Below are 15,630 nucleotides of genomic sequence, written 5' to 3' on the forward strand. Positions count from 1 at the left end.
TTACCTTTCGGGTTCGTAAGCCAAAATGGCGGCAACCTCCGCGTCTCCCAGTGTGATGCAGATAAGCATCAGCCTCGGAACGTCCCGTTCTTGCTGCATTTTTGAATAGAACCAGAAAGAGAAAAGGGGCGATGATTATCGCCCCTGGGTAAGTCAGTTGATTGCAGTTACGCGGCTTCGGTGTGTTTCTGGCGCTTATCCAGCTTTAGCGACTTTTCCGGCTTACTGGCCGCCAGCGCATCCGGCTCGAAGTCATCAACGTTAATGGAACGCAGGCGACTCTCTTCGGCTTTCACCAGGATCTTCGCTTCATCCGCGCTAATTTTGCCTTCTTCCAGTGCACGCTGTGCCAAACGATCCAATCGGGTGAACGGCAGATTCTTGCCGGCCGCTTTGCACAGACGGTCGTGAATCGGCTCGGCGGCGATTACGTCAGCCAGTGCGGCTTCCAGCAGACCCACTGGATTGTGCTCGCTTGGCGTCAGATACTGGCCACGACCCAGACGGCTACGTGTGGCGGACGGCTGCTGAATGATCTTGGCCAATTGGTGATCCAGTCGGTCAGACGGTGCGGTATGCACGCGGCCCAACGGGAAGACCACCAGGCGCATCACGCCAGCGATAAAGCGGTTCGGGAAGTTGCGCAGCAGATCGTCCAATGCTTGTTCTGCCTGATGCAAGCTATCCTGTACGGCCCAATGTACCAGCGGTAAATCGTCTTTCTGACGGCCTTCATCTTCAAAACGTTTCAGTGCCGCGGAAGCCAGATACATTTGGCTGAGGATATCCCCTAAGCGGGCGGAGATACGCTCACGACGTTTCAGACTGCCACCCAGCACGCCCATGGATACGTCCGACAGCAGCGCCAGGTTTGCACTCAGGCGGTTCAACTGTTGGTAGTAACGACGGGTCGAATCTTTGGTTGGTGTGCTGCTGGTGCGACCGTTGGTCAGGCCCAGCCAGAAGCTACGTACCTTATTACTGCCTACGTGGCCCAGATGACCGAACAGCAATTTGTCATAGGCGTTCAGGTCGTTCTTTTGCGCCGCAGCCATTTCGTCCAGCACGTAAGGATGGCAACGGATAGCGCCCTGACCGAAGATCATCATAGTACGGGTCAGGATGTTGGCGCCTTCAACCGTGATGGCGATAGGTGCACCTTGATAGGCACGGGCCAGGAAGTTGGATTTACCCAGCATGATGCCTTTACCGCCGGCGATATCCATTGCATCAATGATTGCCTGCTGACCGCGATGGGTACAGTGGTATTTCACGATAGCCGACAGCACGGCCGGTTTCTCGCCCAGCATCAGGCCGCTGGTGATAAGCGTAGCCGCTGCATCCATCACATAGGTGTTACCGGCGATACGCGCCAGTGGCTCTTCGATACCTTCCATCTTGCCGATTGAGAGCTTGAACTGACGGCGGATATGGGCGTATGCCCCAATAGCCAGCGCCATGGACTTCACACTACCGGTGGAGTTGGAAGGCAGGGTGATGCCACGGCCTACCGACAGGCACTCAACCAGCATACGCCAGCCCTGACCGGCCATTTTTGGCCCGCCAATGATGTAATCAATAGGCACGAACACGTCATTACCGCGAGTCGGGCCGTTTTGGAATGGGACGTTCAGCGGGAAGTGGCGGTTACCGATTTCAACACCTGGAGTGCTGGTTGGGATCAGCGCACAGGTGATACCCGGTGATTCATTATCGCCCAGCAGGTGATTCGGGTCATACAGTTTGAACGCCAGGCCAAGCACGGTCGCAACCGGTGCCAGCGTGATATAGCGTTTGTTCCAGGTCAGGCGCATGCCCAGCACCTGTTCGCCTTGCCACTCACCCATACAAACGGTGCCGACGTCCGGAATGGCACCGGCATCGGAACCCGCTTCCGGGCTGGTCAGGGCGAAACAAGGGATCTCATCGCCACGGGCCAGACCTGGCAGGTAGTGGTTTTTCTGCTCATCGGTACCGTAGTGTTGCAGCAGTTCACCTGGGCCGAGGGAGTTAGGTACGCCAACGGTGATGGCCAGGATGCCGGAAACGCCGGACAGTTTTTGCAGTACGCGTGCCTGTGCATAAGGAGAGAAGTCCAGGCCGCCGTATTCTTTTTTGATGATCATCGCGAAGAAGCGGTGTTCTTTCAGATATGCCCACAGTTCCGGCGGCAAATCTGCCAGTTCATGGGTGATCTGGAAGTCGTTCGCCATACGGCAGGCTTCTTCCACTGGGCCGTCAATAAACGCCTGCTCTTCGGCGGTCAATTGCGGTTTCGGGTAGTTATGCAGTTTGTTCCAGTCCGGCGTACCGCGGAACAAGTCGCCTTCCCACCAGGTAGTACCGGCTTCGATAGCTTCCTTTTCGGTGGTGGACATAGGTGGCATTACCTTGCGGAAAGCACGCAGCGCCGGGGCAGACAGCATTGAACGACGCAATGATGTGACGTTCAGTGGCAGCAAAATAATCGCCAGCGGCAGCAGCATCCAGAAGGTCCACAGACCAATGGCGCCCATAGCAGCGGTGTATGCCAGAAGAATAAGGCTACTGAGGGTGAGGTTCACTCGGTGATAAAACACCACACCAATGAGTGCCAGCAAAACAACAATACTAAGAACCATCATAAGAAGCTCCAAAGTGGCAAGAGGTCTGACCTGTTGTGTGTATGTAATAGGTTTTAGTACAACCCCATATTTTTATCAATGCATTTACAGTTTAATTACAACTTAAGTCACAAACTGACCGCATCAATAATCAAAAACCTCATTGGCGCCTCAACCGCGGTGCTGTTTGACTCACAGTGCTTCTCGGTTTTTCCCCGATCCGTTACACTGCGGGGCGGAAGATTGACGATAACAAGAGGTTCCTCATGTACCACGACCTTATTCGTAGTGAACTGAACGAAGCGGCCGATACCCTGGCAAAATTTATCAATGACGACGCCAATATCGACGCGATTCAACGTGCAGCAGTGCTGCTGGCCGATTCCTTTAAAGCCGGTGGGAAAGTCATCTCCTGCGGCAACGGCGGCTCTCACTGTGACGCTATGCACTTTGCCGAAGAGCTGACGGGCCGCTACCGTGAAAACCGTCCGGGCTATCCGGCGATTGCCATTTCCGACGTTAGCCACTTGTCCTGCGTCAGCAACGACTTCGGCTATGAGTACGTGTTTTCACGCTATGTGGAAGCGGTAGGCCGCGAAGGTGACGTATTGCTGGGCATTTCTACCTCCGGCAACTCCGGCAATATCATTAAAGCTATCGAAGCGGCACGTGCGAAGGGAATGAAAGTGATCACCCTTACCGGCAAAGATGGCGGCAAAATGGCGGGTTCCGCCGACGTGGAAATCCGTGTGCCGCACTTCGGCTATGCCGACCGCATTCAGGAAATCCATATCAAAGCGATTCACATCTTGATTCAACTGATCGAAAAAGAGATGGTTAAGGCGTAATAGCTGCCGAGGGACATTCGTCCCTCATTAATTATAGTACGGGCGCCGCATACCGCGTCCGTATAGATAGACGGTGTCAGTGTGGTTAAGGAGTGCTGGCGATGTGTGAACTGCTCGGGATGAGCGCAAACGTACCGACCGATATTTGCTTTAGCTTTACCGGGTTGGTTCAGCGCGGTGGCCGTACCGGGCCACATAAAGATGGTTGGGGCATTACCTTCTACGAAGGGAACGGTTGCCGCACGTTTAAGGATCCCCAGCCGAGTTTCGACTCGCCGATAGCCCGCCTGGTGCAGGAATACCCCATCAAATCCTGTGCGGTGGTTTCACATATCCGTCAGGCCAACCGTGGCGAAGTCTCGCTGGAAAATACTCACCCGTTCACCCGTGAACTGTGGGGACGTAATTGGACCTACGCACACAATGGTCAGTTGAAAGGCTATCGCCAGATGGAAACCGGCACTTTCCGCCCGGTTGGCCAGACTGACAGTGAGTATGCGTTCTGCTGGCTGCTGCATCAGCTGTCACTGAAATACCCGCGCACCCCAAGCCGTTGGCCACCGGTATTCCGTTATATCGCTCTGCTGGCAGATCAACTGCGTCAAAAGGGGGTATTCAATATGCTGTTGTCGGATGGGCGCTTTGTGATGGCTTATTGCTCCACCAACTTGTATTGGATTACCCGTCGCGCACCCTTTGGTAAAGCTACGCTGCTCGATCAGGATGTTGAGATTGATTTTCAGCAGCAGACCACACCTAATGATGTGGTCACGGTGATCGCTACCCAGCCACTGACGGCGAATGAAACCTGGCACAAGATTGCACCAGGCGAATTCGCGCTATTTCACTTCGGTGAGCGGCTTGGTCTGAGCGAAGGGATTGGTACTGACAGCGGGAGCCGTGGTTGACGCATATTGCGTCATCTGGCTGCTGCTCAGCACGGGTTGACCCAAGACGTATTGGCCATTGGCTACGCTGACCATCGGCGGCTGGTGGTTTTTGACGAAGTAGTCATAACCCGGTTTCAACTGGCGCCAGAAGGTAATGTAGTTGGATGAGCTGTGGCGTTTCAGGTTCTGATCGGTCATGCGGAACGGATAGATACTGATATCAATCCGGCTCTGACCGTAAGCGAATGCAGCTTCGACGTAACGGTAAATCTCATCCATATAGGTGTTGGTCATCGCATAACAACCAATCGATTTACATTCGCCGTGGATCATCAGATATGCGCCGGAATACCCCTGTGACTTATCGTAATCATTAGGGAAGCCGATATTTATTGCCCGATAATACTTACTGTCGGGTTTCAGATGACGTGCGTCAACGCTATAAAAGCCTTCCGGACTTTTAAAGTCACCTTCACGGCGTTTCGGCCCGAGGCCGCCGGAGAAATTACAGATTTGGAAAGAGTTCACCAGGCGGAATTCGTTGCCCATTTTAGCATACAATTCCAGCGTGCGTTCTTCTTTGAAAATCTGAATATAGACCGGTGAACCGACTAATTGCTGTTTAACTACCGGAACCTCGGGAACCTGCTCGCTGGCGCTACAGGCCGTGATCATCGGCATAGAAAAAAGCATCGCAAACAACAGTGCGATTTTTCTCATTATTATTCCTGCTTATATTTATCTGCTGGCTCAATACACATGGCCAACATGCCACTGATTATTGTTTTACGGTCTTAAAACACCGTCAGATTACCAGTGTGTTCTTTTTTAGCAATATGCGATGTGTATAAAAAAACTACAAACTTCGATAAAAGTGAATCGACAGGCAGATTTTAACGATTAGTGGTGTAAAACAGCCGAAATTTAATTGCGTTTGCTTGACTCAGGTCACTGCCCAACGCAGAAAAATGTTGTGGAAAATGTTAATATTCCGGCTCGAATTAATCTGCTGTTACGGTCGCGGAGTAGAGGTGTTGACGTTATCACCCTGCCTATTGCATGGACATCCAGCGGCAACAAAATATTAACAGCGTTTTTATCGCGCAAAATGGATGCAGGAGTTAATCAACGGAATGTACGTTACCCCATTTTGTCAGTGCGAAAGATTTCATGTTGAGCGTGATGCCGTTGCGCCCAACCCAGAGGCTGCATCAGTAGCCTCATCATCCAGGCATCGTCAGTACCAGCCTCTGGGGCCGGTAAGACGTGTGAAACTAACCAACATCGTATAAATCCTATGATTAAAATCAGAAAAGGGTTAGATCTGCCAATTGCCGGAACACCGGTTCAGGCGATTCAGGACGGCCCAATAATTCAGCATGTCGCCCTGCTTGGGGAAGAGTACGTCGGAATGCGCCCGTCCATGCTGGTGCAGGAAGGCGATAGCGTTAAGAAAGGTCAGGCGCTGTTCGAAGATAAAAAGACACCCGGTGTTTTCTTCACCGCACCTGCCAGTGGCCGTATTGTGGCAATCAACCGTGGTGAGCGGCGCGTATTGCAGTCGGTCGTGATTGCTGTTGAAAACGGCGGCGATGACCAACTGGAGTTTGCCCATTATCCAACGGCTGAACTCGCCATGTTGCCGCGTGAACAAGTCGAAAGCGAATTGCTCGCCAGTGGCCTGTGGACTGCGCTACGTACCCGTCCATTCAGTAAAACACCGGCTCCCGGTACCACCCCGCGCGCGATTTTCGTTACCGCCATGGACAGCCAGCCGCTGGCTGCCGATCCGCAGGTGATCATCGCTGAGCAGTTAGCGGCGTTCAACGCTGGGCTGTCTGTATTGGCGCGCATGACCGACGGCAAGGTGCATGTTTGTCACGCAGCCGGCGTGAATCTGGGTAAACAACCCGATGCACAGGTGACCTATAACGAGTTCGCCGGCCCGCATCCTGCGGGGCTGGTGGGGACTCATATTCATTTCCTCGAACCAGTCAGTTTGAAAAAGACCGTCTGGCATATCGGTTATCAGGACGTGATCGCCATTGGCACCCTGTTTACCACCGGTACACTCGATACCCATCGGGTGGTCGCGTTAGCCGGGCCGCAAGTGGAACACCCTGTGCTGCTGCGTACCCGGTTGGGGGCCAGCCTTGATGAACTGACTGCCGGTCGTCTGAAAGCCGGTGAGAACCGCGTGATTTCTGGCTCAGTGCTGAGCGGTACCCACGTTGCCGGACCGAACGCTTACCTTGGCCGTTTCCATTCGCTGGTTTCTGTATTGCAGGAAGGGCGCGATAAAGAGTTATTCGGTTGGATCGCGCCGTCGCCGGATAAATTCTCCATCACCCGCACCACGCTGGGCCACTTCCTGAAGAAGAAATTGTTTGCCTTCTCGACCACTACCCACGGCGGTGAGCGTGCGATGGTGCCGATCGGTAACTACGAGCGGGTGATGCCGCTGGATATCCTACCGACCCTGCTGCTGCGCGACCTGCTGGCGGGTGACAGTGACAGCGCACAGGCGTTGGGCTGTCTGGAGCTGGATGAAGAAGATCTGGCGCTGTGCACCTTCGTTTGCCCCGGCAAGTATGAATACGCTCCGGTGCTGCGCGATGTGCTGACCAAGATTGAGCAGGAAGGATAACCGATGGGCCTGAAGAACTTTTTTGAAAAAATCGAGCATCACTTCACACCGGGCGGCAAGCTGGAAAAGTGGTACCCGCTGTTTGAAGCGACGACCACGGTGTTCTATACCCCTGGTTTGGTGACACGTGGCGCTTCGCACGTACGCGACGCCATTGATCTGAAACGTATGATGATCCTGGTGTGGTTGGCGGTGTTCCCGGCAATGTTCTGGGGGATGTACAACGTCGGCCAACAAGCCATTCCTGCATTGCACCACCTTTACAGTGGCGATCAACTCCAGCAGGTGCTGGCAGGGGATTGGCACTACCGGTTGGCACAATGGTTGGGTGCCTCATTGGCGGCAGATGCAGGCTGGGTCAGCAAAATGGTGCTGGGCGCCTGCTATTTCCTGCCGATTTACGCCGTGGTGTTCCTGGTCGGTGGTTTCTGGGAGGTGCTGTTCGCCGTCATTCGCAAGCATGAGATTAACGAAGGCTTCTTCGTTACCTCTATTCTGTTTGCGTTGATCGTACCGCCAACGCTGCCGCTGTGGCAGGCCGCACTGGGCATTACCTTCGGTGTGGTGGTCGCGAAAGAGATATTTGGTGGTACGGGACGTAACTTCCTTAACCCGGCGTTAGCTGGGCGTGCGTTCCTGTTCTTTGCTTATCCGGCACAGATTTCCGGTGATCTGGTGTGGACCTCCGCTGACGGTTTCTCCGGCGCGACACCGCTGGCGCAGTGGAGCGCAGGTGGGGCACACAGCCTGAGTAACGTGGCTACTGGCCAGTCTATCAGTTGGATGGATGCCTTCCTCGGCAACATTCCCGGTTCAGTCGGTGAAGTCTCTACGCTGATGATCTTGCTTGGTGGCGCGATAATTCTGTTTGGTCGCGTAGCGTCCTGGCGCATTGTCGCTGGCGTGATGCTGGGCATGATGGCGACCGCCTTCCTGTTCAACGCCATTGGTTCTACTACCAACCCGTTGTTTGCCATGCCGTGGTACTGGCATCTGGTGTTAGGCGGTTTTGCCTTCGGCATGATCTTTATGGCCACCGATCCGGTTTCTGCCTCGTTTACCAACAAAGGCAAATGGTGGTACGGCATCCTGATTGGCGTGATGTGTGTGCTGATTCGGGTCGTCAACCCAGCCTATCCGGAAGGGATGATGCTGGCGATTCTGTTCGCCAATCTGTTCGCGCCGCTGTTCGATTATCTGGTGGTGCAGGCCAACATCAAGCGGAGAAAAGCCCGTGGCGAATGAATCTAAAAACGACAGCATCGGTAAAACGCTGCTGGTGGTATTGCTGCTGTGTCTGGTGTGTTCTGTGGTGGTGGCGGGTTCCGCCGTCGGCCTGAAGTCCAAACAGCAGGAACAGAAATTACTCGATAAACAGCGCAACATCCTCGATGTAGCAGGCTTGCTGCAACCGAAGATGGAAGGCGAGCAGGTTAAAGCGTTGTTCACACAACGCATCGAACCACGTTTGCTGGATTTAAACAGCGGCGAGTTTGTAACCGGCAAAGCGGCTACGTTCGATCTGGCTGCGGCATTGCGTGACGATAGCAAAAGCGCGGCGCTGCCGGCGGCTGACGATCCGGCGGGTATCAAACGCCGCAGTAATCAGGCAGAAATTTACCTGGTGCGTGACGACAGCGGTACGGTGAACAAAATTGTATTGCCGGTCTATGGCACAGGTCTGTGGTCGATGATGTACGCCTTTGTTGCGTTAGATAACGACGGCAACACGGTGAAGGGCATTACTTACTACCAGCAAGGGGAAACCCCGGGGCTGGGTGGTGAGGTTGAGAATGCCAGTTGGCGCCAGCAGTGGATCGGGAAAAAGCTGTTTGACGACAACGGGCAGCCGGCGATCCGCGTAGTGAAAGGCGGAGCGCGTCAGGGGGATGAACACGGGGTAGACGGTTTATCCGGCGCCACGCTGACCTCCAACGGTGTGCAGCATACTTTTGACTTCTGGTTGGGCGAGCACGGCTTTGGCCCGTTCCTGAAAAAAGTTCGTGAAGGAGCGCTGAAAAATGGCTGATTCCAAAGAGATTAAACGGGTCCTTTTGGGGCCGCTGTTCGACAACAACCCGATCGCCTTGCAGGTGCTTGGGGTCTGTTCTGCGTTGGCAGTGACTACCAAGCTGGAGACCGCAGTGGTGATGACCATTGCAGTGACGTTGGTAACGGCGTTTTCCAGCTTCTTTATTTCACTGATCCGTCACCATATTCCAAACAGTGTGCGCATCATCGTGCAGATGGCAATTATCGCTTCATTGGTCATTGTGGTCGATCAGCTGTTGCGTGCCTATGCGTTCGAGATCTCCAAACAGCTATCAGTGTTTGTCGGTTTGATCATCACTAACTGTATTGTGATGGGCCGCGCTGAGGCGTATGCCATGAAGTCACCGCCAATCGAGAGTTTCATGGACGGTATCGGCAACGGCCTGGGCTACGGGGTGATCCTGGTGTTGGTCGGTTTCCTGCGCGAGCTGTTCGGGTCTGGCAAGCTGTTTGGTATTCCCGTGCTGGAAACGGTGCAGAACGGTGGTTGGTATCAGCCGAACGGCCTGTTCCTGCTGGCACCGAGTGCGTTCTTTATCATCGGCCTGCTGATTTGGGCGCTACGCACCCTGAAACCAGCGCAGATCGAAAAGGAGTAATGGCCGATGGAACATTATATCAGCCTGTTTGTACGCGCAGTGTTCGTTGAGAACATGGCGTTGGCGTTCTTCCTGGGGATGTGTACCTTCCTGGCCGTGTCGAAGAAGGTATCGACCGCCTTTGGTTTGGGCATCGCGGTGACCTTGGTGCTTGGGATCTCCGTACCGGTGAACAACCTGGTCTACAACCTGATCCTGCGTGATGGCGCGCTGGTGGAAGGTGTTGATCTGAGCTTCCTCAACTTCATTACCTTTATCGGCGTAATTGCCGCGTTGGTACAGATTTTGGAGATGATCCTCGATCGCTTCTTCCCGTCGCTGTACAACGCACTCGGCATTTTCCTGCCATTGATCACAGTGAACTGCGCCATTTTCGGTGGCGTTTCCTTCATGGTGCAACGTGACTACAACTTCGCCGAATCGGTGGTGTACGGCTTCGGTTCCGGCACCGGCTGGATGTTGGCGATTGTCGCGATGGCGGGTATCCGCGAAAAACTCAAGTATGCCAATGTCCCCGCAGGGTTACGCGGTTTGGGCATTACCTTTATCACCACCGGGCTGATGGCGTTGGGCTTTATGTCCTTCTCCGGTGTTCAGTTGTAAAGGCGGGAAGAATTTATGGAAATTATTTTAGGCGTCGCGATGTTTACCGGCATCGTCATGGTGCTGGTGTTGCTCATCCTGTTCGCCAAATCAAAACTGGTGAACACCGGTGACATTGCGGTGGAAGTGAACGGCGATCTGGACAAAAGCTTTACTGCTCCGGCGGGTGACAAGCTGCTGAATATGCTCTCCAGCCAAGGGATCTTTGTTTCGTCTGCCTGTGGCGGCGGCGGTTCTTGCGGTCAGTGTCGAGTCGTGATCAAAGAGGGCGGCGGCGATATTCTGCCGACCGAACTGTCGCACATCAACAAGCGTGAAGCGAAAGAAGGTTGTCGACTGGCCTGTCAGGTGAACGTGAAGCAGAACCTGAAAATCGAGTTACCGGAAGAGATCTTCGGCGTGAAGAAATGGGAGTGCGAGGTTATCTCCAATGATAACAAAGCCACCTTTATCAAAGAGCTGAAACTGAAAATCCCTGACGGTGAAGACGTGCCGTTCCGCGCTGGTGGGTTTATCCAGATCGAAGCGCCGGCACACGATATCAGCTATGCCGATTTTGACGTGCCGGACGAGTACCGTGGTGACTGGGACAAGTTCAACCTGTTCCGCTACCGTTCGGTGGTTAATGAAACCACCGTGCGTGCCTACTCGATGGCGAACTACCCGGACGAAAAGGGCATCATCATGCTCAACGTGCGTATCGCCACGCCGCCACCGCGTGATCCGGATGTGCCGCCGGGCATTATGTCTTCCTACATTTGGTCGTTGAAGGCCGGTGACAAGGTGACCATTTCAGGTCCGTTCGGTGAGTTCTTCGCCAAGGACACCGACGCTGAAATGATCTTCATCGGCGGTGGTGCGGGTATGGCACCGATGCGTTCACATATCTTTGACCAGCTCAATCGTTTGAAGTCGAAACGCAAAATTACCTTCTGGTACGGTGCGCGTTCACTGCGTGAAATGTTCTATGAGGACGATTTCAACCGGTTGCAGGAAGAGAACGAGAACTTCACCTGGCATGTGGCACTTTCCGATCCGCAGCCTGAGGATAACTGGACGGGTTACACTGGCTTTATCCATAATGTTCTGTTGGAAAACTATCTGCGAAATCACCCCGCGCCGGAAGACTGCGAGTTCTACATGTGTGGTCCGCCAATGATGAACGCTGCGGTGATCAAGATGTTGAAAGATCTGGGTGTCGAAGACGAAAATATCATGCTTGATGACTTTGGTGGCTAAATGCGTGGATGGGCAATGAAGGGGTTAATAACGACGGTGGCGCTGAGCGCCACCCTGTTATTGACTGGCTGCGGGCCGGAGCAGGTGAATCTTGATGGTAAAACCATGGGGACGTCTTATTCGATCCGCTATGTTACCGGCGATGACACGCCGTCTGCCGCCAAAATGCAGGCGGAGATCGACAAGCGGTTGGAGTTGGTCAACGATCAAATGTCGACCTACCGGCCTGATTCTGAACTGAGCCGCTTCAATGCCAGCCGCGTAGTGGATAAACCTTTCCCGGTCTCTGCCGCCACGACTGAAGTGGTGCTGGAAGCGCTACGGATCAACCGCGTCACCGACGGTGCACTGGATGTGACCGTCGGGCCGTTGGTTAATCTGTGGGGTTTCGGACCTGAAGGGCGACCGGAAAAGGTACCGAGCGCTGCCGAACTGGAGCAGCGTCGCGCCTGGACCGGTATCGACAAATTGTCGGTGCAGGGCAATGCGTTGGTTAAGAGCATTCCTGAGTTATACGTAGATCTTTCTTCGATCGCGAAAGGCTATGGTGTGGATGTGATTGCCCAGTATCTGCAATCGCAGCAGGTCAAAAACTATATGGTAGATATTGGCGGCGAAGTCCGTACTCGCGGCCACAACGGTGAGAAAAAGCCGTGGCGTATCGCCATTGAACGGCCGACGGCGGGTATGGAGCAGAAGGCGCAACTGGTGATCCAGCCGGGCGAGATGTCGATCGCCACGTCGGGCGATTACCGCAACTACTTCGAGCAGGGCGGCGTGCGCTATTCGCATACTATCGATCCAATCACAGGCCGACCGATCCATCACCATTTAGTGTCGGTCACGGTGCTAAGCCCTACCTGTATGGCTGCCGATGGCTTGTCGACCGGGCTGAACGTTTTGGGGCCGGAACGCGGTATGGCGTTGGCGAATCTGATGGGGATCCCGGTGTTCATGATTGTGAAAACCGCGACCGGTTTTGAAGAGCGCTACTCCGATGCGTTTAAACCCTATTTGAACAACAATTCGTGAGGTCGCTATGTTGACCGTATTTGTCGCCAGCTTCGTGTTGTTTCTGCTGATTGTCGGCGGAATGTCATTGGGCTATGTGTTCAAGCGCAAGAGTCTGCAAGGCAGCTGTGGTGGTATTACAGCGCTGGGGATGGATAAAGTGTGTGATTGCCCGGAGCCTTGCGATGCGCGTAAGAAGCGTTTGGAGAAAGAGGCGATGCGTCAGAAGCAGTTGGAAAAGCACCGGATCCTCTGAATAACTGGGAAGCAAGCGGCGTAAATGCTTGTCAGTTAGTGTTTATCCAAGCGTGTGAGCAACGTTTCGGTCGATAAACCTACGCGGTTTTATGCGGTTTATACGCTCCGACCGAGCAAGGGACCGTAGGCGCGGTCCCTTGCAACCCGCGCCTTTGCCCCATCAGACGGTTGGCTTCGCCAACTTCCCTCTCTTCGTCACGCCGCATCACGGCCGGCTACGACAGGCGTCCCTGCCTGTCTCGCCTGAAACCGCCGTCCATGGCGGTTTCGCCTATGCGCCACTCCTGCGTTCGGCGTCTTCAAGGGCGCCCAACAGCGTGCTCATCTCATCATTTTCACTGTCTTTCATCACGCAACGTCAAACTGATGACATATGTTGCCCGGTGGCAGCCAATGCGGGTGTTGACCTTGAGCGCGCATCACCGTCTGCCGAGCAAGGAGGCGTTGTCAGGGGCAACCGGCCAGGGAAGGCCGGTTGAGGCGAGACAAACAGGGACGTTTGTCGTAGACGACCCGCCCGACAACGGTGACGCCGCAAGGGTATCTGCGTAGCAGACTGAGGGTGTTAAGCGAAGGCGGGGTTGGAGGGGCCGCGCCTTCGGCCCCTCCAATTGCCGGACATTGTTCTTACAGATAATTGCCCTACGTTTGTGGCAATTCCCTTTACACGCAACTAACAGATACCAACAAATAATCTGTCAGGCTTAACTGAACGGCATTAGGCGTATGCAGCGTAATTATTTGGCCTGACGGAAACTCTTCGCCTCGGCCGGGGAGTTGACCATCACGCCATCTACACCCAGCGCCAGCGCTTGCTGATATTCCGCCGGTGAGTTAATACCGAACAGAATAATGTGTGCCGGCCCTTGCGAACGGAAGCAGTCGATCGATTCTTTATCCCAGGTTAAAAACGCCTTGGAACGCCCTTCACCCAGCGTAAATTTTTCCACCACTTCTACTTCACGCTTCAGCTCCAACCCGTACCAACGCGGTTGCTGATTGTCTGGCTTCAGCTCGCACTGATGCGACAGACTGATATTTGCCAGCAGGTCACGGGTTTCATCGCGGGTCTCAAAGCGTTTAATGGCTTTCGGTAGCGCCTGCAGATATTTGGCATCGGTGGAATACACGCGTGTGCGGTCCAAGCTGTTGGTCTTCTCCAATGTCGCCAACAGGGCTTTGCCGAATTGAACAGGATCAGCGTCCGGTGACTTGATATCCAGATAGAAGTTGACCTTGGGGAAAGCATCCAGAATCTCATCCAATCTTGGAATGCCAATACCTTTTCCCCGGAACGGGTGTGCATCATCTTTGGCGAATGACCAACCTGCATCGACTTTTGCCAACTGCGCGGCGGTAAAGGCGGACACCAATCCTTGTTCGTTGGTCAGCGCTTTCAGATCAGAAGGGCGGTACAGCACGATTGCACCGTCTTTGGACTCCTGCAAGGTGATCCAAATAGCGTCGGCGCCGTTTTTCAATGCAGTTTCAATGGCGACGCGGGTGTTTTCAGGTGCGTCGGCGGTGCCACCCCGATGTGCAATAATGGCGGGGGCAGCCTGAGCGGCAATAGATATCAGGGATAAGGCAGAAGCGAACAAATAGACCGATAATGTTTTCATGTAGGGTGCCATCCTGTGCGAAGCGTTATTGTTGTCAGTCACTGAGGTAATTAATTTCCACAGCGTACTATTGAAAAATTACGCTTTTTTAACAAGTCGAAGATAATTGGTTGAAACCCTGTTTTCTCCGAACTGAACCGAGGCTTGAGCTTTCCATTTTTGCCTGTATACTTATACAGTGTTATTGGAGGCGCGATGCGTAAAATCATTCATGTCGATATGGACTGCTTCTTCGCTGCGGTAGAAATGCGCGATGATCCCAGTTTGCGCGATATTCCGTTGGCGATCGGCGGCAGTGCCGACCGACGTGGGGTGATCAGTACCGCCAATTATCCGGCACGCCGTTATGGTGTGCACAGCGCGATGTCGACGGCAATGGCACTCAAGCTTTGCCCGCATCTTAAACTGTTGCCCGGCCGTATGGCTGCCTATAAAGAAGCCTCACAACATATCCGCGAAATCTTTGCGCGCTATACCCCACTGATTGAACCGCTATCCCTGGATGAAGCCTATCTGGATGTGACCGACTGCACCCAGTGCAACGGCTCGGCGACGCTGATCGCCCAGCAAATCCGTCAGGCTATTTCCGATGAACTGAACCTCACTGCGTCAGCCGGTATCGCGCCCATCAAGTTCCTCGCCAAAATTGCTTCAGAGCTGAACAAGCCGAATGGCCAATACGTCATCACGCCAGCACAGGTGCCGGAATTTTTACAGCAGCTGCCGCTGAGCAAAATCCCCGGCGTGGGCAAAGTGACCGCGAAACGGTTGGAAGAAGTGGGGCTGATCACCTGCGCAGATGTGCAGCAGTACGATCTGGTTGCCTTGTTAAAGCGCTTCGGCAAGTTTGGCCGAGTGCTGTGGGAACGCTGTCAGGGGATCGATCTGCGCGAGGTTTCGCCGGAACGGTTGCGCAAATCGGTGGGAGTAGAGCGTACGCTGGCGGAAGATATCCATGACTGGGAAGAGTGCGAAACATTGATCGTCGATAAGCTCTATCCCGAGCTGGAGATGCGGTTGCGTAAAGTGAAACCGGATCTGCATATCGCCCGGCAAGGGGTAAAACTGAAGTTTCAGGATTTTCAGCAAACCACGCAGGAACATGTCTGGCCGGTGCTGAATAAAGACGACTTGATCAACGTGGCACGGCAGGTATGGCGTGAGCGGCGTGAAGGGCGTGGTGTGCGTCTGGTCGGGTTGCACGTAACGCTACTGGATCCCCAACTTGAGCGGCAACTGCTGCTGCCATGGGAATAAT

14 protein-coding genes are annotated in these 15,630 nt (G+C 54.0%); 11 read left to right on the forward strand and 3 right to left on the reverse strand.

The window, feature by feature from the left end:
- Positions 1–167: 167 nt before the first annotated feature.
- Positions 168–2,624 carry an acyl-CoA dehydrogenase FadE gene (gene fadE / locus SGBXF1_RS04380; RefSeq protein WP_061808656.1) on the reverse strand — a complete coding sequence of 819 codons (2,457 nt, stop codon included), beginning with the start codon at positions 2,622–2,624 and terminating at the stop codon, positions 168–170.
- Positions 2,625–2,869: 245 nt separating this feature from the next.
- Here fadE and lpcA point away from each other — a divergent pair, with 245 nt between their 5' ends.
- Both lpcA and SGBXF1_RS04390 read left to right on the forward strand, forming a co-directional pair.
- Complete coding sequence (gene lpcA, locus SGBXF1_RS04385) at positions 2,870–3,451, forward strand: D-sedoheptulose 7-phosphate isomerase (protein ID WP_004949058.1); 582 nt, start codon at positions 2,870–2,872, stop codon at positions 3,449–3,451.
- A 101-nt stretch (positions 3,452–3,552) separates the two neighbouring features.
- The gene (locus SGBXF1_RS04390) at positions 3,553–4,359 is read left to right on the forward strand and encodes a class II glutamine amidotransferase (RefSeq protein ID WP_037423042.1); all 807 of its coding nucleotides are present in this window, start codon (positions 3,553–3,555) and stop codon (positions 4,357–4,359) included.
- On the opposite strand, the gene dpaA is transcribed toward SGBXF1_RS04390, so the two are convergent.
- Positions 4,291–5,061, reverse strand: coding sequence for a peptidoglycan meso-diaminopimelic acid protein amidase (dpaA, locus tag SGBXF1_RS04395; protein ID WP_037423045.1), 771 nt, complete (start codon positions 5,059–5,061; stop codon positions 4,291–4,293). The genes SGBXF1_RS04390 and dpaA overlap by 69 nt on opposite strands.
- Positions 5,062–5,638: 577 nt before the next feature.
- Here dpaA and SGBXF1_RS04400 point away from each other — a divergent pair.
- From SGBXF1_RS04400 to nqrM, 8 genes are read left to right on the forward strand one after another with little or no spacing between them, the layout of a single operon-like run.
- Positions 5,639–6,988 (forward strand): Na(+)-translocating NADH-quinone reductase subunit A, encoded by a 1,350-nt coding sequence (locus SGBXF1_RS04400; RefSeq protein WP_186427886.1) that lies wholly within the window; start codon positions 5,639–5,641, stop codon positions 6,986–6,988.
- 3 nt (positions 6,989–6,991) lie between these two features.
- A complete protein-coding gene (locus tag SGBXF1_RS04405) occupies positions 6,992–8,233 on the forward strand; it encodes an NADH:ubiquinone reductase (Na(+)-transporting) subunit B (RefSeq protein ID WP_037423048.1) in 1,242 nt (413 codons plus the stop codon).
- Complete coding sequence (locus SGBXF1_RS04410) at positions 8,223–9,017, forward strand: Na(+)-translocating NADH-quinone reductase subunit C (protein WP_037423050.1); 795 nt, start codon at positions 8,223–8,225, stop codon at positions 9,015–9,017. Before SGBXF1_RS04405 ends, SGBXF1_RS04410 begins: the two co-directional genes overlap by 11 nt.
- Positions 9,010–9,639, forward strand: coding sequence for an NADH:ubiquinone reductase (Na(+)-transporting) subunit D (locus tag SGBXF1_RS04415; RefSeq protein ID WP_020825369.1), 630 nt, complete (start codon positions 9,010–9,012; stop codon positions 9,637–9,639). The genes SGBXF1_RS04410 and SGBXF1_RS04415 overlap by 8 nt, the downstream gene beginning before the upstream one ends.
- A 6-nt stretch (positions 9,640–9,645) precedes the next feature.
- Positions 9,646–10,242, forward strand: a complete 597-nt coding sequence (gene nqrE / locus SGBXF1_RS04420; protein WP_012005400.1) for an NADH:ubiquinone reductase (Na(+)-transporting) subunit E — start codon at positions 9,646–9,648, stop codon at positions 10,240–10,242.
- A 15-nt stretch (positions 10,243–10,257) separates the two neighbouring features.
- Positions 10,258–11,481: an NADH:ubiquinone reductase (Na(+)-transporting) subunit F gene (gene nqrF / locus SGBXF1_RS04425; RefSeq protein ID WP_037423058.1), complete on the forward strand. Its 1,224-nt coding sequence runs from the start codon at positions 10,258–10,260 to the stop codon at positions 11,479–11,481.
- Positions 11,482–12,513: an FAD:protein FMN transferase gene (locus SGBXF1_RS04430; protein WP_037423061.1), complete on the forward strand. Its 1,032-nt coding sequence runs from the start codon at positions 11,482–11,484 to the stop codon at positions 12,511–12,513.
- 7 nt (positions 12,514–12,520) lie between these two features.
- Positions 12,521–12,748 (forward strand): (Na+)-NQR maturation NqrM, encoded by a 228-nt coding sequence (nqrM, locus tag SGBXF1_RS04435; protein WP_037423064.1) that lies wholly within the window; start codon positions 12,521–12,523, stop codon positions 12,746–12,748.
- 739 nt (positions 12,749–13,487) lie between these two features.
- Here the strand turns inward: nqrM and SGBXF1_RS04440 are convergent.
- Complete coding sequence (locus SGBXF1_RS04440) at positions 13,488–14,372, reverse strand: glycerophosphodiester phosphodiesterase family protein (protein ID WP_186427887.1); 885 nt, start codon at positions 14,370–14,372, stop codon at positions 13,488–13,490.
- Between the two features lie 195 nt (positions 14,373–14,567).
- On the opposite strand from SGBXF1_RS04440, the gene dinB reads away from it, so the two are divergent.
- Complete coding sequence (gene dinB, locus SGBXF1_RS04445) at positions 14,568–15,629, forward strand: DNA polymerase IV (protein WP_186427888.1); 1,062 nt, start codon at positions 14,568–14,570, stop codon at positions 15,627–15,629.
- Position 15,630: the final 1 nt, after the last annotated feature.

It is taken from the genome of Serratia grimesii, assembly GCF_900186025.1.
Taxonomy (GTDB): domain Bacteria; phylum Pseudomonadota; class Gammaproteobacteria; order Enterobacterales; family Enterobacteriaceae; genus Serratia; species Serratia grimesii.